Source organism: Billgrantia bachuensis (assembly GCF_011742165.1).
In the GTDB taxonomy this organism is placed as follows: Bacteria; Pseudomonadota; Gammaproteobacteria; order Pseudomonadales; family Halomonadaceae; genus Halomonas; species Halomonas bachuensis.
Genome location: NZ_JAAQTO010000006.1, coordinates 1 through 19,169, shown reverse-complemented (window position 1 = coordinate 19,169; position 19,169 = coordinate 1). Strand labels below are relative to the sequence as shown.

Annotated in this window: 17 protein-coding genes; 16 read left to right on the top strand and 1 reads right to left on the bottom strand. The window is 63.9% G+C overall.

What is annotated here, in order from left to right; translation table 11 throughout:
• Positions 1-51: 51 nt before the first annotated feature.
• The 13 genes from HBJ55_RS02905 (at position 52) to HBJ55_RS02845 (ending at position 14,134) form a co-directional block, all read left to right on the top strand.
• Positions 52-2,637 (top strand): FimV/HubP family polar landmark protein, encoded by a 2,586-nt coding sequence (locus HBJ55_RS02905; protein WP_167110871.1) that lies wholly within the window; start codon positions 52-54, stop codon positions 2,635-2,637.
• A 7-nt stretch (positions 2,638-2,644) separates the two neighbouring features.
• The gene (gene truA / locus HBJ55_RS02900) at positions 2,645-3,589 is read left to right on the top strand and encodes a tRNA pseudouridine(38-40) synthase TruA (protein WP_167110870.1); all 945 of its coding nucleotides are present in this window, start codon (positions 2,645-2,647) and stop codon (positions 3,587-3,589) included.
• Complete coding sequence (locus tag HBJ55_RS02895) at positions 3,586-4,233, top strand: phosphoribosylanthranilate isomerase (RefSeq protein WP_167110869.1); 648 nt, start codon at positions 3,586-3,588, stop codon at positions 4,231-4,233. The genes truA and HBJ55_RS02895 overlap by 4 nt, the downstream gene beginning before the upstream one ends.
• Before the next feature lie 61 nt (positions 4,234-4,294).
• A complete protein-coding gene (trpB, locus tag HBJ55_RS02890; protein WP_167110868.1) occupies positions 4,295-5,509 on the top strand; it encodes a tryptophan synthase subunit beta in 1,215 nt (404 codons plus the stop codon).
• A 2-nt stretch (positions 5,510-5,511) separates the two neighbouring features.
• Positions 5,512-6,327, top strand: a complete 816-nt coding sequence (gene trpA / locus HBJ55_RS02885) for a tryptophan synthase subunit alpha (RefSeq protein WP_167110867.1) — start codon at positions 5,512-5,514, stop codon at positions 6,325-6,327.
• A 75-nt stretch (positions 6,328-6,402) separates the two neighbouring features.
• A complete protein-coding gene (accD, locus tag HBJ55_RS02880; protein ID WP_167110866.1) occupies positions 6,403-7,425 on the top strand; it encodes an acetyl-CoA carboxylase, carboxyltransferase subunit beta in 1,023 nt (340 codons plus the stop codon).
• Positions 7,426-7,431: 6 nt separating this feature from the next.
• The gene (folC, locus tag HBJ55_RS02875) at positions 7,432-8,721 is read left to right on the top strand and encodes a bifunctional tetrahydrofolate synthase/dihydrofolate synthase (protein WP_167110865.1); all 1,290 of its coding nucleotides are present in this window, start codon (positions 7,432-7,434) and stop codon (positions 8,719-8,721) included.
• An 18-nt stretch (positions 8,722-8,739) separates the two neighbouring features.
• Positions 8,740-9,453: an SPOR domain-containing protein gene (locus HBJ55_RS02870; protein WP_167110863.1), complete on the top strand. Its 714-nt coding sequence runs from the start codon at positions 8,740-8,742 to the stop codon at positions 9,451-9,453.
• Positions 9,454-9,457: 4 nt separating this feature from the next.
• Positions 9,458-10,021, top strand: a complete 564-nt coding sequence (locus HBJ55_RS02865; protein ID WP_167110861.1) for a CvpA family protein — start codon at positions 9,458-9,460, stop codon at positions 10,019-10,021.
• Positions 10,022-10,077: 56 nt separating this feature from the next.
• The gene (gene purF / locus HBJ55_RS02860; RefSeq protein WP_167110859.1) at positions 10,078-11,601 is read left to right on the top strand and encodes an amidophosphoribosyltransferase; all 1,524 of its coding nucleotides are present in this window, start codon (positions 10,078-10,080) and stop codon (positions 11,599-11,601) included.
• Between the two features lie 8 nt (positions 11,602-11,609).
• Complete coding sequence (locus tag HBJ55_RS02855; RefSeq protein ID WP_167110857.1) at positions 11,610-12,806, top strand: O-succinylhomoserine sulfhydrylase; 1,197 nt, start codon at positions 11,610-11,612, stop codon at positions 12,804-12,806.
• Positions 12,807-12,955: 149 nt separating this feature from the next.
• Positions 12,956-13,510, top strand: a complete 555-nt coding sequence (locus HBJ55_RS02850; RefSeq protein ID WP_167110855.1) for a cytochrome b — start codon at positions 12,956-12,958, stop codon at positions 13,508-13,510.
• Between the two features lie 39 nt (positions 13,511-13,549).
• Positions 13,550-14,134 (top strand): YceI family protein, encoded by a 585-nt coding sequence (locus HBJ55_RS02845; protein ID WP_167110853.1) that lies wholly within the window; start codon positions 13,550-13,552, stop codon positions 14,132-14,134.
• A 99-nt stretch (positions 14,135-14,233) separates the two neighbouring features.
• On the opposite strand, the gene HBJ55_RS02840 is transcribed toward HBJ55_RS02845, so the two are convergent.
• Positions 14,234-15,028: a 2OG-Fe dioxygenase family protein gene (locus HBJ55_RS02840; RefSeq protein ID WP_167110851.1), complete on the bottom strand. Its 795-nt coding sequence runs from the start codon at positions 15,026-15,028 to the stop codon at positions 14,234-14,236.
• 282 nt (positions 15,029-15,310) lie between these two features.
• Between HBJ55_RS02840 and HBJ55_RS02835 the strand changes: the two genes are divergently transcribed.
• The 3 genes from HBJ55_RS02835 to HBJ55_RS02825 all read left to right on the top strand — a co-directional run bounded on the left by HBJ55_RS02835 (position 15,311) and on the right by HBJ55_RS02825 (position 19,113).
• On the top strand, positions 15,311-17,134 hold the full coding sequence (locus tag HBJ55_RS02835) for a putative bifunctional diguanylate cyclase/phosphodiesterase (RefSeq protein ID WP_167110849.1): 1,824 nt from the start codon (positions 15,311-15,313) through the stop codon (positions 17,132-17,134).
• A 54-nt stretch (positions 17,135-17,188) separates the two neighbouring features.
• A complete protein-coding gene (locus tag HBJ55_RS02830; protein WP_167110847.1) occupies positions 17,189-18,559 on the top strand; it encodes an MATE family efflux transporter in 1,371 nt (456 codons plus the stop codon).
• An 83-nt stretch (positions 18,560-18,642) separates the two neighbouring features.
• On the top strand, positions 18,643-19,113 hold the full coding sequence (locus HBJ55_RS02825) for a Spy/CpxP family protein refolding chaperone (protein ID WP_167110845.1): 471 nt from the start codon (positions 18,643-18,645) through the stop codon (positions 19,111-19,113).
• Positions 19,114-19,169: the final 56 nt, after the last annotated feature.

Genomic DNA, 19,169 nt, shown 5'->3' with positions numbered 1-19,169 from the left:
CGGGCGTTTTAAAGCAAGCGGGCAACGCAAGGGAGCTCAATGAGACGCAAGTTGACATTAGCCATGCTGCTGGCGCTGTCGGGTACAAGCCCGCTGGTGCTGGCGCTGGGAGTTGGGGAGGTCGATGTGCGCTCCTCGCTCAATACACCATTGCGTGCCGTCATTCCGCTCACCGATACGGCCGGGCTCGATCCCGACTTGCTGCGTGTCAGCGTGGCCGAGTCTCGTGAATTCGAATCTGCCGGGCTGGTGCGCACGCCGCTTGCGGCCAGTGTGAAGGCCGATGTGGCGGTGCGCCAGGGGCAATGGGTGGTGACGCTGTCCAGCGAGCGCGCCGTGCGTGAACCTTGGATGGACCTGCTGCTGCGCTTCGACTGGCCATCGGGACGCCAGCTTCGCGAAGTCACCTTGCTGCTCGACCCAGCCGATTACGACAGCATGCCCGTGCTGGTGAGCGGTTCGAATCGCCAGCCTGAGCCCGCGGCCAGGCCCGCCGCCGAAGAGCAGGCCGTCGAGCCCGAAGCTGTTGAGGCTCGCGCTACCGTTGCGCCGATGGTCGGCCAGGCTCAGGGAGAGGATCGCGCCTGGGTCGGCAGCGGCGATACGCTATGGTCGGTAGCCGGGCGCCTGCGTCCCGACAGCAGCATCAGCATGGACCAGATGATGGTGGCACTGGTCGAAGCCAATCCCGACGTTTTCCCCTCGGGTAACATCAATGCCATGCGCGCAGGGCACACCCTTGCCGTACCGTCGCGCGATGCCATTACCGCACGCTCCGCGGACGAGGCATCCCGCATCGTTCAGGCCATGAACCAGGCCTGGGCCAGTCGTGGCAGCGGCGCGCCCGCCCGCGTGCCCCTGGAACCTTCGATTGCGGCAGGCGAGAGTGTGGTTGCTCAGCCATCTCCGGCCGTGACAGAGCCAGCTGGGCAAGCCGAGGTCCAGGCTGAGGTAGAGGCCATGCCGCCAGCCGCTGAAACCGATGCCTCGCCTCGGCTCACGCTGCTCAGCGACGATGAGCTTGCCGCCGAGACCGCAATGGGCATTACCGAGGATAGCGACCGGTCGGCATCGAGTGCCGAAGGCGTTCTCGATACCGAGGTATTGGCAACGCTGGGTGTCGGGGAATTGGCCCTGGAGGGGAGCGATCCTCGCTTCGTACTGTTCGAACGGCATTGGCAAGAGAGCCGCGCCGCGCTCGAAGAAGTGCAGGCCGAACGCGACGCTCTGCAGCAGGAACTTGGCGGCTTGCGTGACGAAGTCGAGGCCATGCGCGAGCAACTGACTGCGCTGCTGTCCAGCGGTGCGGGCAGCGAAGGCGTCGGATCCGGCAGCGTGGTGGTGCAGAGCGAGGCCGACACTCAGGCCGACGCGCCCTGGTGGGGAGGCATGTACCCGACGACCATCGATCGCAACCTCATCCTTGGCGGGGCGGGACTGGCTGCCTTACTGGGTCTCTGGCTGTGGGTTCGCCGCCGTCAGCGCCGTGATGCTGCCCCAGCGACGGGAAGCAGTGCCATGCCCAACATGATTCACGGCATGCCACCTCCCGGTGACGTGGCGGTGCCGCCCGGCGCTACCACCAGTCCGCCCCCGCCCAATGCGGCAGGCATGGCTGTCGGTGAACCCGGCTCTCACCCGGAAGAGGTGCCGCGCAGCACCATGCCGCAGGCCGAAGCGATCAGTGAAGCAGATATCTTCATGGCGTACGGCCGCTACGACCAGGCTAGGGAGCTGTTGGAGGCGGGCCTGGACCGCGATCCCGAGCGACACGACCTACGACTCAAGCTGCTCAACGTGCACGTGGAGCAGGGCAACCGGCAGGCGGCAGAGCGCGAGGCGCAGTTGCTTGCCGAGACTGGCGACTCGGCGCTGGTGGCTGAAGCCGGGAGGCTGCTGGCCAAGCATCAGCCCACGCCGCCCAGCAATGGCTCCCATGCGAGCAGTGATGAAGCGCCACGCGAAGACGCCCAGCCAACGGGACGGGGGGGCGTTGAACCTAAGGAGCACGCTGCGGAGCAGGAGGCGCCTTCGGTTCCGGTCGAGCCGCAAGAGGTCGACTTTCCCCGCCTTGATACTGTCGGCCGAGAAGACACGCCGCCGGACGAGGTGACGCCCCAGGAGCAGCTGCCACGGGACGAGACGAGGGACGAAACATCGGATGGACTTGGCGACGAGAAGCCGCCAACCGATGTTTCAAGACGGGCTCCGCTCACCGAACGTAGCGAGACGACGGAGTGGCGTACGATCGATTACCAGCCTCCTACCCTGGACCCGGAACCGCCTTCACGAGAAGAGACGCCCATGCAGCCCAGCGTCGAGTTCCCCTTGATGAGCGATGCCATTGATGCCCGGCAGGAGGACGAACAGCCGGAGCGTTCGAGCGCTCTTTCGAACGATGAGGCGGAGGAAGCCGAATGGGAGGTGGAGGAGGTGGCCTTCCCGCCGCTGGACCGCGATAATGGCATTGCCATGGGCGATAACGGCAAGCGTGACGACCTGGAACAAGCCCGCCTCCTGCTGAAGAGCGGCGACGTAGAGCGGGCTCGCCCGCTGCTGCAGCGACTGTTGAGGGACGGCGGCGATCCTCAGGTGCGCGACGAGGCCCAGCAACTGTTAACTCACTATCGGCTCTGAAGGCGGCATGACCCTGTTTCGACCTCTCGATGAACGCCATCCCCTCAACGGCCGTCTGGCCATGGGGGTGGAATATGACGGCAGCGCCTACTGTGGCTGGCAGAGACTCAAGCATGCCCCCTCGGTCCAGGCCGAATTGGAGCGGGCGCTCTCCAAGGTGGCGGGCCAGTCGGTGACGGTGCATGCCAGCGGTCGGACCGATTCGGGCGTGCACGCCACGCGTCAGATCGTGCATTTCGATGCGCCCGCATCGCGCTCGCAGAAAGCCTGGGTGTTCGGTGCCAACGCCAACCTGGCCCGCGATGTCGCGGTACACTGGGTGCGCGAGGTGCCCGACGAATTTCATGCTCGCTTCAAGGCGCTGGCGCGACGCTATCGCTATATCATCCTCAACCAGATGAGCCGGCCGGTGCTGGAGCGCCACAACGTGACATGGTGCCGTGACCCGCTCGATGCCGATGCCATGCACCGTGCGGCCCAGGCGCTGGTGGGCGAGCACGACTTTTCCAGCTTTCGCGCTGCGGGTTGTCAGTCGAAGACGCCCTGGCGCCACCTGCACTTCATCGAGGTTCGCCGGCACGGTCCGCTGGTCGTCGTCGACGTGCAGGGAAACGCCTTCTTGCACCACATGATCCGAAACATCGTCGGGGCGCTGGTCAGCGTGGGGCGCGGCGAGCAGGGCGACGGTTACCTGGCCGAACTGTTGATGCTCAAGGATCGCACGCTTTCCGACGTTACTGCGCCGGCCTGTGGGTTGCACTTCGTCGATTCGCTCTATGACGAGGTCTGGGGGTTGCCGCGGGAGCCGCTCGGTCCGAATTTGCTGGCGTTTCTGGGCGAGTGGAGCGGCGAGCGCGAACTGCCGGCTTGTCCCATGGTCGAATTTCGTCGAGGCCGGCCAGTGGCCGGGGCGACGAGGGACGATTCCATGGTGAAGGAGGGTGAGTCATGAGGCTGTCACAGCCTGTGCGCACGCGCATCAAGTTCTGCGGCCTGACGCGCGAGCAGGACGTGACCGACGCCGTGGCGGCGGGAGCCGATGCGCTCGGCTTCGTACTCTGGCCCGGCAGTCGCCGGCATGTCGATGAAGAGCGTCTCGCGGCGCTGGCAGCCTGTGTGCCGGCCTTCGTCACCCGGGTGGGGTTGTTCGTCGATGCCTCGCCCGAGTTCGTTGTCCGCGCCAGCCGCCATCTCGACCTGTTGCAGTTCCATGGCGAAGAGAGCCCTGCCTTCTGTGCCGGTTTCGAGCGACCCTGGATCAAGGCGCTGCGCATGCGCGACGATATCGATCTGTGCGGTGCGGCCGAGGCCTATGCCGGCGCCCAGGCGCTGCTGCTGGACGCTTATCGCCCGGGTGTGCCGGGCGGTACCGGGGAGACCTTCGACTGGTCGCGAATCCCCGCAAGCCTGACAAAACCTGTTATCCTCGCGGGTGGGCTGAGCCCGGGCAATGTAGCCGATGCCATCGAGCGCGTGCACCCGTTCGCGGTGGACGTCTCCGGCGGTGTGGAAGCCGAACCCGGCTGCAAGGATTCCCGACTGCTGTCGGCTTTCGCCACGGCGGTGACTCAGGCCGACCGCAAGCGCCTGGGATAATCGTTTCGCCCAAGCTAGATTCCATCCCTGTCCCTTATGGCGACCCTATGAGGTGTCTTTAGTGAGCAAGTTCAGTGACCTGACCCGACTGCCGGACGCACGTGGCCATTTCGGCCCCTATGGCGGTCGGTTCGTCTCGGAGACCCTGAGCTTCGCCCTGGACGATCTCGAGAAGACCTATCTGCGTCTTCGCGACGATCCGGATTTCCAGGCCGAATTCGACTATGACCTGGCCCATTACGTGGGCCGTCCGTCACCGCTCTATCATGCCGAGCGATGGTCGAAGCAGCTCGGGGGGGCTCAGGTCTGGCTCAAGCGCGAAGACCTCAATCACACCGGTGCGCACAAGGTGAACAACACCATTGGCCAGGCGCTGCTGGCCAAGATGAGCGGCAAGCCGCGGGTGATCGCCGAGACTGGCGCCGGTCAGCACGGGGTGGCCACGGCCACCGTGGCGGCACGCCTGGGCCTCGAGTGTGAGGTCTACATGGGTGCCGAAGACGTCCAACGCCAGAAGCTCAACGTCTACCGCATGCGCCTGCTCGGGGCCAACGTGATACCGGTGGAGTCCGGCACCCGTACCCTCAAGGACGCCATGAACGAGGCGCTGCGCGACTGGGTCACCAACGTCGACGATACCTTCTACATCATCGGTACCGTGGCCGGGCCGCACCCGTATCCCATGCTGGTACGCGACTTCAACGCCGTGGTCGGCCGCGAGGCGCGCCGCCAGTCGCTGGAGGAGTTCGGCAAGCTGCCCGACGCGCTGATCGCCTGCGTAGGCGGCGGCTCCAACGCCATGGGCCTGTTCTACCCCTTCGTCGAGGATGACGGGGTCGCCATGTTCGGCGTGGAGGCCGGCGGCGACGGTGTCGACACCGGGCGTCATGCCGCGCCGCTGACGTCGGACGCGCCGCGTGGCGTGCTGCACGGCAACCGCACCTACCTGATGTCCGACGAGGGCGGCCAGGTCTCGGATACCCATTCGATCTCGGCGGGCCTCGATTATCCGGGCGTGGGACCCGAGCATGCGCTGTGGAAGGATGTCGGGCGGGTGCAGTACGTGGCGGCCAACGACGACGCCGTGCTCGAAGCGTTCCGCGAGCTGACCCGGGTGGAAGGCATCATGCCGGCGCTGGAATCGGCCCATGCGTTGGCCCATGCCAAGGTGCTGGCGCCGACCATGCGGCCCGATCAGAATATCGTGGTCAACCTCTCCGGCCGCGGCGACAAGGACATCATGACGGTCGCCAAGATTGACGGCCTGGAGTTTTGACGATGAACCGAATCGATAAACGCTTCGCTGAACTCAAGGAGCAGGGCCGCCGCGCGTTGATTCCCTACATCACCGCCGGCGACCCGGCACCGCAATATACCGTGGGGTTCATGCATGCCCTGGTAGAGGCGGGTGCCGACGTGCTCGAGCTGGGCGTACCGTTCTCCGACCCGATGGCCGACGGTCCGGTGATCCAGAAGGCTTGCGAGCGGGCGCTGAGGCACAGCGTGCGCCTAAGCCATCTGTTCGAGATGGTGCGGGAATTTCGCCGCACCGATCGCGACACGCCGGTCGTGTTGATGGGCTACCTCAATCCCGTGGAGCGCATCGGTCTCGAGGCCTTTGCCGATCAGGCCGCAAATGCCGGCATCGATGGCGTATTGACCGTCGACATGCCGCCCGAGGAGGCCGATGAGTTCGGCCCCATTCTCAAGGCGCGAGGTCTTGCCTCGATCTTTCTCGTCGCCCCTACCACTTCAAGGGAACGGGCCGCTACAATATGCGCCCATGGCGAGGGCTACCTCTACTATGTCGCGCTCAAGGGCGTGACCGGGGCCGCAACGCTCAACGCCGACGACGTGGCAAGCCATCTGGCGCCCCTGCGCGAGCTGACCGATCTGCCGCTGTGTGTCGGGTTCGGCATTCGTGACGGCGCCTCGGCGGCGGAGGTCGGCAAGGTGGCCGACGGCGTCATCGTCGGCAGCGCCTTGGTCAGCCGCATCGCCGCCAACGCCGAGCGGCCCGAAGCGATCGCCGGTGAGCTCAAGGCGATACTCAGCGAGATGCGCCAGGCCCTGGATGCGCTGCCGACTCGCTGAGCTTGCCTTTGCCCAAGATTCGATTCATGACGCCTGGTACGGCTGGGCGCAACAGCATACGGAAGCCTTTCTGACATGAGCTGGCTCGACAAGATTGTTCCCTCCATGGGGCGAATTCAGCGCAAGGACCGGCGGGCCAGCGTGCCCGACGGACTGTGGCGCAAGTGCCCGAAGTGCGAGGCGGTACTTTATCTACCCGAACTGGAAAAGCATCACAACGTCTGCCCAAAGTGCGATCACCATCTGCGGCTGACCGCGCGCAAGCGGCTCGACTGGTTTCTCGACAAGGACGGGCGGGAAGAGATCTCGGCCGAGCTCGAGCCGGTGGACCGCCTGAAGTTCCGCGATTCCAAGAAATACAAGGATCGGCTCAACGCAGCGCAGAAGGAAACCGGCGAAAAGGACGCCCTGGTGGCGATGCGTGGCACCCTGGACGGCTTGCCGGTGGTCGTGGTGGCCTTCGAATTCACCTTCATGGGTGGCTCCATGGGAGCCGTGGTGGGCGAAAAGTTCGTGCGAGCCGCTGCCCTGGCCCTCGAGGAGCGCATTCCGTTCATCTGCTTCTCCGCTTCGGGTGGGGCGCGGATGCAGGAGGCGCTGTTCTCGCTGATGCAGATGGCCAAGACGTCGGCGGCACTGGAGCGCCTGCGCGAAGCCGGTGTACCCTACATCTCGGTGCTGACCGACCCCGTATTCGGTGGCGTTTCGGCGTCGCTGGCCATGCTCGGCGATCTCAATGTGGCCGAGCCCAACGCCCTGATTGGTTTCGCCGGGCCGCGAGTCATCGAGCAGACTGTGCGCGAGAAGCTGCCCGAGGGCTTTCAGCGCAGCGAGTTCCTGCTTGAGCATGGCACGGTGGATATGATCGTGGCCCGTGGCGAAATGCGCGGTCGCCTGGGTGCCGTGCTGCGAAAGCTGACTCACCAGCCCCCTAGCGGCCTCGAGGACGGTATGGTCCACGAGCCAGACCTGGTCGATGAGGCTGAGCGTGCGGCCGCGGAGGAGGGCGAGTTCATCGATGCCCTCGAGCCCGAAGCGTCGGAAGAATCTTCGCCGGCGTGGTCCGAGGATCCCGATCGCTCTGACTCGGCGCGCTGAACGACCGTGAATGCTTCGACGCCATCTCGCACGCTGGACGCCTGGCTCAGCTACCTGGAACAGATCCACCCGGTGGGCATCGACCTCGGCCTCGAGCGGGTGGCCGAAGTTGCTCGCCGCATGGGGCTATTGGAACGTTGCCTGGCAGCGCACGTCATTACCGTGGCAGGTACCAACGGCAAGGGCTCGACGGTAGCCATGATCGAGGCGCTGGCGCGAGCACATGGTCTCGCTACTGCCGCCTACACGTCACCTCACCTGCTGCGCTACAACGAAAGGCTGCGATTCGACGGCAGCGAGGCGGACGATGCCACGCTCATCGCCGGTTTCGAAGCCGTCGAGGCGGCGCGCCTGGACGATGAACCCGTTAGCCTGACCTACTTCGAGGCCGGCACTCTGGCGGCCCTGTGGGCGATCGCTTGCCGCCGTCCCGATCTCGCCGTGCTCGAGGTCGGGTTGGGTGGCAGGCTCGATGCGGTCAACGTCATCGATGCCGACGTCGCCGTCATTACCACTATCGCGCTCGACCACGCCGACTTCCTCGGCACCGATCTCGAGGGCATCGGCCGTGAGAAGGCCGGTATCATGCGCGCCGGTCATCCCGTCATTCTGGGCAGTAACGCGCTTCCCGCGAGCGTGCGCCAGCGTGCCGATGAATGCGGTGCACAGGCCTTGCAGCTGGGACATGATTTTCACTGGCTGCCTCGTGGCGCCGGTCGCTTCAGCTGGCAGGGAGCGGGTGCCGATGGGACTTTTTCAAGCCTCGAGGACTTGCCCGATCCGGGGCTGCCGCTGGACAATGCCGCTACGGCCCTGCAGGCCCTGAGAGCGGCCGGTATGACGCTCGACGAAGTGAGTTGCCGCCTGGCCCTGCGCGAGCTGCAGGTGCCCGGCCGCATGCAGTGGCTGGGACAGTGGTGTCTGGACGTAGGCCACAACCCGCACGCCGCCGCTTACCTGGCGGGAAGACTCGCAGAGCAGCCATGCCGCGGGCGTACCTGGGTGCTGCTTGGCATGTTGGGCGACAAGGATGCCGATGGCGTCATCGGGGCGCTGGCGGGCGTTGCGGATGGCTGGGTTGCCGTGACCCTGGCCGGTGACCGGGCACGTGCCGCCGCGGACCTGGCGGGACGCATCGAGAGCGCCGGGGGGCATGTGGCTTACCAGGCCCAGACGCCCGAGGACGGCGCGGTGTGGTTGTCCGGTCGCCTGGCGCCCGACGATCGCGTGCTGGTATGTGGCTCCTTCTTCACGGTAGCGGCCATTCTGGCGTGGAAACAGGGGCAGGCGGCTTAAGCGGGGGCAGGAGGAATGATGAAGTACGGAATGCGCGAACGAATCAGCGGTGCAATCATTCTGATTGCCTTGGCGGTGATCTTCGTGCCGATGTTGTTCGATGAGCCGGCACCTCGCGACGAACGCCCCCAGCCGATGCTGACCATCGGGCAGCCGGTACCGGTGGAGCGGCGCAACGTACCCGATCCGCAGCCGCCGACGAGTCTGGGGCAGATCCGTACTCCCGAGACGAACCCCGCACTGGTAGAGCCGCAGCCGCCTTTGGCAGATGTCGAGCCTGAACCGGGCGACGCCGAACGTGTCGAGCCGGAGCCAGCCGTGGCGCTGCAAGAGGGTGGCGCGAGCAGCGACGCGAACCAGGCTGCATCGCCGGCCGATGCACCTCGGCAGGATCCGATTGCCGACCTGGCCCAGGCCGCTTCCGAGCGCCTGGCGAACAGCCAGTCCCCTGCCCAGAACTCCGAGCCCGAGCGCCAGGGCTCGTCGGCGAGTGCATCGCCGGGGGGCGAATGGGCCGTGCAGGTGGGAAGCTTCGGCGAGCCGGGCAATGCCGAACGCCTCCAGTCACAGCTGCAGGAGCAGGGCTTTCCCGTCTATAGCCGGCAGCGCGACAACAACATGACCACGGTCTACGTGGGGCCCTTCGAGTCGTCGGATTCCGGTGAGCGCGCCATGAGCGCAGTGAAGGAGCAGATCAACCTGCAAGGACTGCTGGTCAGAGTGAGAGAATGAGGCCATGACGCTGACCTGGCTCGACTGGGTTTTTCTCGCCGTGCTGGCCATCTCGACTCTGGCTGGCTTCATGCGCGGGCTGATACGTGAAGGCTTGGGCCTGGCGGCCTGGATCGTCGCGCTGTTGGCGGCGCGGCTGCTTGCCGAGCCGGTGGCTGATCTGCTTTCCGGGCTGATCGACAGCCCCGACGGCCGGCTGGTACTGGCCTTCGTGCTGGTGATCCTCGGGGTGGTGCTGCTTTGTGGCATTATCATCCGTATGGTGCATGCTGCCGTGGAGTGGGTCGGCATGGGCTTCTTCAACCGCGTTGCCGGTGCCTGCTTCGGTGTCGCACGTGGCGCGGCCGTTCTGGTGGTGGCGACTATCCTGATCAGCTTGACGCCGCTGGCACAACTGCAGGCATGGGAGGACGCCGAGCTGCGGCCGACCTTCGAGCAGTTGCGCAACTGGGCCGTGAATCAGCTCGAGGCCTGGGAAGGCCGCGTGCCCGAGGCGCCGGAAGGGTGGCGGGACATTCCGTTGCCCGAACGGCGTGACAGGGGCGAGCCCGGCGCCGAGGCGTTGTGAACAACGGTTTTTTCTTGCCGACTACGGTCGGCACCCTGCAAGCGAGGTAAGGTGGAATGTGCGGTATCGTAGGCCTTCTGGCCAAGCAGACCGTGAACCAGGCGATCTATGACGCTCTGACGGTGCTTCAGCATCGCGGCCAGGATGCCGCGGGCATGATGACATGGAGCGAAGGGCGCTTCCTGCTGCGCAAGAGCAACGGCCTGGTACGCGATGTGTTCCACACTCGCCACATGGCGCGGCTGCAGGGCAATCTGGGTATCGGCCATGTACGCTATCCCACCGCGGGCTCGTCCAGCGAGGCGGAGTCGCAGCCGTTCTACGTCAATTCCCCTTACGGCATCGCGCTGGCCCACAACGGCAATTTGACCAATTCCGACCAGCTCAAGCAGGAGCTGTTCTCTTCCGACCTGCGTCATATCAATACCAGTTCGGATTCCGAAGTACTGCTCAACGTGTTTGCGCACGAGCTGGGCAAGCAAGGGTTGCATCTCACTCCCGGCGACATCTTCGACGCGGTGCGGCGGGTGCATCGTCGCTGCCGCGGTGGTTACGCCGCGGTGGCGATCATCAACGGTGTCGGCCTGGTCGCTTTCCGCGACCCCAACGGCATCCGGCCGGTGGTGTTCGGCACTCGCGACGAGGGCAACGGTCAGGAGGTGATAATCGCCTCCGAGTCGGTAGCGCTCGACGTGGGCGGCTTCGAACTGCACCGCGACCTGGCGCCGGGCGAGGCGATCTTCGTCGACATGGAGGGTCAATTCCATACTCAGCTGTGTGCCGATGCGCCTACGCTCTCGCCCTGTATCTTCGAGCATGTCTACCTGGCGCGCCCCGATTCGATCCTCGATGGCGCCTACGTCTACGGCACACGCATGCAGATGGGGCGCAAGCTCGGCGACCGTATCCGCAACGAGTGGCCGGAACACGACATCGACGTGGTGATACCGATCCCCGATACCTCACGTACCTCGGCGCTGGAACTCGCTCAGCACCTGGGCGTGACCTATCGTGAAGGCTTCATGAAGAACCGCTACATTGGCCGGACCTTCATCATGCCGGGCCAGACCCAGCGCAAGAAGTCGGTACGCCAGAAGCTCAATGCCATCGGCGTCGAGTTCAAGGACAAGAACGTGCTGCTGGTGGACGACTCCATCGTGCGCGGCACCACCTGCAAGCAAATCATCCAGATGGCGCGGGAGGCCGGTGCCAACAAGGTCTACTTTGCCTCGGCGGCGCCACCGGTGCGCTATCCTAACGTCTACGGTATCGACATGCCGGCGGCCACGGAGTTGATCGCACATGGTCGCAGCGAAGCCGAGGTGGGCGAGCTGATCGGCGCCGACCGTATCTTCTACCAGGACCTGGACGACCTGAAGGAGGCCTGTCGTGAGGTCAACCCAGGGCTCGAGGAGTTCGACTGCTCGGTCTTCGATGGTCGCTACGTGACCGGCGATATCGACGATGGCTACCTCTTGGCGCTCGAGGCCTCGCGCAACGATGCCGCCAAGCAGGAGCAGAGTGTCGGCGCCCATGCATTGGTGGGCATGCACAACCAGGAAGACGACATCGACGATTGAGGCCCACCATGCATGACGAAACGACTCCCAACGACAGTTGGGCACTGGAAACCCTGGCGATTCGTGCGGGCCATCAGCGTACCCATGAGCAGGAGCATGGCGAGCCGATCTTTCCCACCTCGAGCTTCGTCTACGCCAGTGCCGCCGAAGCGGCGCGCAAGTTCAAGGGTGAGGAGCCGGGCAACGTCTATTCGCGCTTCACCAACCCCACCGTGCATACCTTCGAGCGTCGTTTGGCAGCGCTCGAAGAAGGGGGGCGCTGTGTCGCGACCAGTTCCGGCATGGCGGCGATCCTGGCAACGGTACTCGCCCTGCTGCAAGCCGGTGACGAGATCGTCGCCTCGCGCTCGCTGTTCGGTTCCACGGTCAGCCTGTTCGACAAGTATTTCGGCAAGCTGGGCATTACCACGCGCTATGTAGAACTCGCCGACCTGGCGGCCTGGGAGGCAGCGATGACGTCCCGGACTCGCCTGCTGTTCGCCGAGACGCCCTCCAATCCGCTTTCCGAAGTGGTCGATATCGCGGCGCTTGCCGACATCGCCCATCGTAGTGGTGCGCTGCTCGCCATAGACAACTGCTTCCTGACCCCGGCTTTGCAGAAGCCGCTGGCGCTGGGGGCGGACCTGGTCATTCACTCCGCCACCAAGTACCTGGATGGGCAGGGGCGGGCGGTCGGTGGCGCCGTGGTGGGGCGTGAAAAGGAGCTCGAAGAGGTGTTTGGCGTGGTGCGTACCTGCGGGCCGTGCCTGAGCCCGTTCAATGCCTGGATCTTCACCAAGGGGCTGGAGACGCTCAATCTTCGTATGCGTGCCCACTGCGAGAATGCCCAGGCCCTGGCAGAGTGGTTGCAGGGGCACCCCGCAGTGGCGCGGGTACACTACAGCGGCTTGTCGGACCACCCGCAGCACGGGCTGGCCAGCCGCCAGCAGAAAGGCTATGGCGCGGTGCTGGGGTTCGAGGTCAAGGGCGGGCGCGAGTCGGCATGGTCGGTCATCGATGCCACCCGCATGCTCTCGATCACCGGCAACCTGGGTGACGTCAAGACCACTATCACCCACCCCGGTACCACTACCCACGGGCGTCTTTCCGATGCGCAGAAGGAGGCGGCGGGCATCGGCGAGGGGCTGGTTCGTGTGGCGGTGGGGCTCGAGGCGGTGGAGGATATACGGGCCGACCTCGCACGCGGGCTCGATGCGCTGATTTGAGTCACGAATCCGGAAGTGGGAGAAATGTATATCCGGGTGACGAACAGGGAATTTTTACGAACGTAACGTTCGGTTTTTTCTGCGCATCTTGAGCGTTCGTTACGGTATGCTGCCACCCATCGATGACGAAGCTCAACGGGAGCGACGAGATGTGGCGCAACACTCGCTCAGGCTGGGGCCTGGTCAGCATCACTCTGCACTGGGCCAGTGCCGTGGCGGTCGTGGGCTTGTTCCTTCTCGGCTGGTGGATGACGGGCCTGAGCTATTACGACTCCTGGTACAACCTCGCCCCATGGTGGCACCGCTCCATTGGCATGCTGCTGCTGTTCGCCACGCTGCTGCGTGTTCTCTGGCGCCTGTTTCAGCCGACTCCCGTCGCGCACGGTAGCCGCATGGAGCGTGTTGCAGCGCATCTTGGCCATATCGCCCTTTACGTTCTGATGCTCACGGTAATGGTCAGCGGCTACCTGATCTCCACTGCCAAAGGGCGTGGCATCGGCGTCTTCGACTGGTTCGAGGTGCCCGCGCTCATCAGCCACTTGCCCGACCAGGCCAGTATCGCCGGAGAGATTCACTGGTACAGTGCCGTGGCGTTGGTACTACTGGCGGCAGGTCACACCCTGGCGGCACTCAAGCACCACTTTCTCGATCGCCACGATACCTTCATCCGCATGCTGAACCCGGCACGTACGCGTCGCCGTTGAACGCCAGCGCCTATGGGCGCTACTACCAAGGAGAGACTCATGTTCAAGAAAGCCGCACTCGCTACTGCCTTAGGCGCCGTTTCACTGGCCGCCACCGGTCTGGCCATGGCCGACGACTACGTGGTTGACACCGAAGGGCAGCACGCCTTCATCCAGTTCAAGATCAACCATCTCGGCTTCTCCTACATTCTCGGTAACTTCGAGGTGTTCGAAGGGCGTTTCCACTACGATTCCGAAGACCTCGAGGCCTCGAGCGTGGAGATGGAAGTTCAGGTGAGCAGTCTGAACACCAATAATGCCGAGCGCGACAAGCACTTCATCAGCAGCGACTTCCTGGATGCCGACGAGTATCCCACAGCCACCTTCGTCTCCACCGGCTTCACGCCCAACGGCGACGACGAAGGCGTGTTGACCGGTGACCTGACCTTGCACGGCGAGACCCGCGAGATCGAGATGCCGGTGACACTGATGGGCGAGGGCGAGGATCCCTGGGGTGGCTATCGCGCCGGCTTCGAGGGCAGCACCACGCTGACGTTGGCCGACTTCGGTATCGACATGAGCGATTTCCCCGAAGCGATGCATGAGCTCGAACTCTACGTCACCTTCGAGGGTGTGCGTCAGTAGGGCCTTCAAACGGACGATACTTCTCAGTCAGCAAGAGCGACACCCCCGGTCATGGCCGGGGGTGTCGTTTATTGGGCCGCAGGCGGGAGCGGGTCGGTCTCAGCGGGTCTCGTTGAGGACGGCATCGGGGAAATGCCGCCTGAGAATACGATTCTGAAACTCATCCACGAACCGGCTGTTGATGATGATAATGAAGCGCTCGAATGCGGTATTTTGTTCCTGCTGAGCGAGATCGTCGATGCTGTGGTAGATGCGGTCGTCGTGCAGATGGAGAATGTCGCCTTCCTGCAGTGTGGCTGACATCAGTGACTGAGCGCCGGCCTGGTCGGCGTATAGATGGTTGGTGCCGCCGCTGACGTTCTCGCGCTGAAGGACCATGATGCTCAAGGCCTTGCAGCCGTCGGCATGGATTCCCTGGCCCTGCAGGGGATCGACCTGGCCTTCGCCACGCACGCCGGTAATCTGCATCAGGATCGGTTCGTTGGGCCCCAGGTTCCACAGCATCGCCCAGGCGTGCACGAAGGCCTTGACGTCGGGGCGGTCGAGAAATTCGGGGGTAAGGGGCTCATAGTAGCGCAGCCGGTCGGCCATGCTTTCTGCCGCATTGAAGGCGCCGCCCTGGGCCATGGGGCAGTGCCCCATTTCTCTGACTTCGCCGGTCTCGTCCAGCGCCAGCCAGGACATGCGCTTCCAGCGGCTGTTGACGTAGGGATCGCGAGGCAGGTCGGCGGTGAATGTCTGCCAGGCCGACAGGTCCACGCGTGAGCGAACGTCGGTCAGGGACCAGTGACGAGTAGCCAGGTCATGGCTGACCCCTGGCGCCCAGTAGTGGACCAGCGGATTGATTGGCATGCCGGTGAAATCGTAACCATGCTTGAGTGTTTCGAGTTTCATGTCGCTATCTCCAAGTGGGACGGGCGGGATTGCCCGATGTTGTCGGGGAGACCCCGTGCAACAAACAAAATTGAAAAGAAATGAAATAAAATGTCAAAGATTGTAGCTGGAAATATTAGACCGTCAGGCTGCAGACGGAGGGCCAAGGCGGAAAAAGGCGGAGATTTCCCACCAAGGACGTAGGAGAATTCAGACAATGCTGTGTAGGATGTAACGAAAAACGGTGAGATTGTTCCATTATGGGAACGTGAGCATCGTCATACCCTTGCGAGGAGTGTCGTAATGTTCCGCGAACAATGCCTCAGGCGATGGCTGAGTCGATGGCGGGTAAAGCCATCGGCTGCGGTAGCCGCTGGCTCTGCGGAAAGCGACGATGCCGTCGAGCGCGTACGCCGTCAGTATCTGGAAAGCGAACAACGCTTCCGGGCCCTGCTCGAGAGCCTGCCCAAGGTGGCGGTACAGGGCTATGACCGCGATCGCCGGGTCATCTACTGGAACGCGGCCAGCACACGGCTCTACGGTTACACGGCAGAGGAGGCTCTCGGTGGCCTGCTCGAGGATTTGATCATTCCCGATTTCATGCGGGAGGGCGTCGTCCAGGCGCATCGGGCCTGGATTCGGCAAGGTATCGAGATCCCCGCTGAAGAACTGGAACTCAAGCACAAGAGCGGCGAACTGGTACCGGTCTTCTCGCACCACGTCATGCTCAAGGAGCATACCGACGATCCACTCATGTTCTGTGTCGACGTCGATTTGTCGGACCAGAAGCAGGCCCACCGCGAACTCGAATTCGCCACGCGCTTCGACAGGCTGACCAAGCTGCCCAACCGGCAGACCTTCGAGACGGATCTCGACCACGTCCTCGAGGGGGTTCGTCGTCGGGGTATCGGCCTGGCGCTGATCTATCTCGATATCGATCGCTTCGTCGAGATCAATGACGCCCTGGGCTATGAGCAGGGCGACCAACTGCTGGTCGAGTTGACGCGCCGCCTGCGCGATGTGCTGCGCTCTACCGACCTGTTGTCCCGTCTATCGAGCGATGAGTTCGTGTTGGCCTTTCCCGGCCTGCGCCGCGAGGAGGACGTGCTGCAGGTAGTGAACAAGATTCAGGGGTTGTTCAAGCTCCCCTTCGGCTTGGAAGGGCATGAGCGCCGCATCTCGGCCAGCATCGGCGTCTGCCTCTTTCCCGATAATGGCAGCGGAGCGCGCGAGCTGATCCGCAATGCCGACGTGGCCAAGAACCGTGCCAAGCTGGAGGGGCGCGGAAGCGTGCGCTTCTTTTACCAGCACCTGCACGACGAGCTGGTACGCGAGCATCGCATGGCCGAGAACCTGGAGCGCGCCCTTGATGGCCACGAACTCACGCTGCATTACCAGCCCCAGGTATCGGCGATCAGTGGGCGGATCGAGAATCTCGAGGCCCTGCTGCGCTGGGAGCCGCGCGAAGGGCCAACGGTATCCCCGCATGAGTTCATTCGCGTGGCCGAACGCTCCGGACTGATTCACCGCCTGGGCGACTGGGTCATGGAAGAAGCCTGCCGGCAGCGGGCGCAGTGGCGAGATGCTGGGGTACTGCTGGAACGTATCGACATCAATATCTCGGGGCGACAGCTATCGAGGCCGGACGTGTTCGAACGGCTGCACCAGTGCCTGGCACGCCACGGGCTCGGGCCACGAGAGATCGGCATCGAACTGACCGAGAACGTGCTGATCGAAGCCGATGGTCGGATTCTGGAAGGCCTCTGGGAGCTCTATCATTGCGGTTTTCGCATCGCCATCGATGATTTCGGTACTGGCTACTCCTCGCTGAGCTATCTGAAGCGATTCCCGGTGACGGCATTGAAGATCGACCGCACCTTCGTACGTGATGCCCCGGGGGAGCCAAAGGACAGGGCGATCATGGAGGCGGCGGTGTTCATCGGTCACCGCCTCGGGCTCGAGGTCGTGGCCGAGGGAGTCGAGGATCAGCGGCAACTGGAACTGATCCGCGAGATGAAATTCGATCTCGTGCAAGGCTATTACTTTTACCGTCCGATGCCTGCCGCGATGACCGAGCGTGTCCTGCTGGGGCTGGTGGTAAGCAGCCCCGGCGACTTGCAGGGCTGAGCAGAGGCGTAGTTTCGCGTAGAATGCGTCTCCCGCATGCCGACGGAGTTGCTCATGCCATCTTCCTCAACCGATGCCTCCCTGGGGCAGATGCTCTGGCGGCAGACCTGGCCGATGGCCATCGGGGTGTTGGCACTGCTTGGCTTCCAACTGGTGGACAGTGCCTTCGTCGCTCGCCTGGGTACTGCGCCGCTGGCGGCGCAGTCGTTCACCTTTCCGCTGACCTTCCTCATCATTGGCGTTCAGGTCGGGCTCGGCATCGCCATCGCAGCGCTGATCTCGCGCGCCTTGGGCGCCGGTGAGACAGCCAGGGCGCGGTGTCTTGGCTCGCTGGTGCTGATGGTCGGTAGTGTGATCCTCGCTCTGCTGGCGTTCGTGCTGTGGTGGTCCCAGGCTGCGATTTTCTCGCGCCTGGGTGCCGACGAGGCAACGCGCGAGTTGATCCGCGATTACTGGGCGCCTCAGCTATTGGCAGCCTGGCTGGGGGCGGTTCTCTACTTCTTCTATAGCCTGTTTCGTGCCCATGGCGATACGCGGCTGCCCGGCAAGATCATGGTAATAACCAGCTTGTTCAACCTGCTGCTCGATCCACTATTGATCTTTGGTGTGGGCCCCTGGGCGGGGCTTGGTCTTCCAGGAGCAGCCTGGGCCACGGCAATTGCCTTTGCCAGCGGGCTGCTGCTGGTTGCCAAGCGGCTGCGGCAGAATGATTGGCTGGCGCGTGATGGGCTCAGACGGGAGCTGGCTGGCTCGGCACGCCCCTTTGTCGGCATTGCCGGGCCGGCAATGGTCAGCCAGTTGATGCCGCCGCTGGCGTCGATGCTTGCCATCTCGGTGGTGGCGAGCCTGGGGGAATCATCGGTGGCCGCATGGGGGCTTGCGAGCCGGCTCGAAACGCTGGCACTGGTGGTCGTGCTGGCCCTGACCATGTCGTTGCCGCCCTGGCTGGGGCGTTGCTACGGCGCTGGCGACTGGGCGCAGGTCAGGCAACTGGTGCGCTTGGCGTTGAGAATCGTGGTGGGATGGCAACTCACCTTGGGCCTGTTACTGGCTCTGCTCTCGCCATGGGCGTCTCAACTGCTGGCGGGCAGCCCTGACGTGCGAGACGACCTGACGCTGCTGATCCGTTTTCTGCTGCCGAGTTACGCTGCTCTTGGTGTCTGTATGCTGGTTGTCTCAGCTGGCAATGCGCTGGGTTGGCCGCTGCGTGCCATGCTGATGTCCACAGCGAGGCTGTTCCTGTGCTATCTCCCGTTTCTCTGGTTGGGAGCTTCGCTAGGTGGCTTGCCGGGGCTCGCCATGGGAGCGGCGTTCGGTAACGTACTGGCTGGGGTGGTCGCTTGGCAGCTGATGCGCCGCATGCTGGCACGAAGAGAAACCGGAGCCGACACTGAGTCGAAACTTTTGCCTCGTGAGCGAACCTGATGCTCGTTCCGCTGTCAGGGTTAGGACGTAGTGGCTCGACCGGTTCGGGCCATGAAAGCAACTCTGATGGAATGGAGTACGTAATGAAGCTCACCAAGTTTCTGGCAACGATCGCACTCACTCTGGGTATCGTCGGCGTAGCGTCGGCACAGCAGATGCAGGCGCCGCCTCAGGGGGATCAGGTGGACCAGCTCGATCAGTTGCTCGATCTGGACGAGAACCAGCAGCAGGAGATTCGTAGCCTGCTGGACGAGGCCGAGAGTCAGTTGGCCCCCAAGGAGCAGGAGGCTCAGGCGCTGCAGGCGCGCCTCGGCGATTATGTCGGCCCTGACTACGATGAAGACCTCATTCGTGAGGATGCCTCACGGCTTGGCGACCTGACCGGCGAGATCACGGCCGAGACGGTATTGCTCCAGTCGCGCATCGAGTCGGTATTCACCGATGAGCAGCGTCAGCAGCTGGATGAGGCGATCGCCCAGCAGCAGCAACAGATGCAAGACCTCCAGAACCAGATGCAGCAGCAGGAGGGGCAGCCGGCCCAACCCGCGCAGTAAGTTCGGCCCCAGTATCCCGCTACGCTGCGTGATGCTGGTATTCGAAAAAGGCCCTG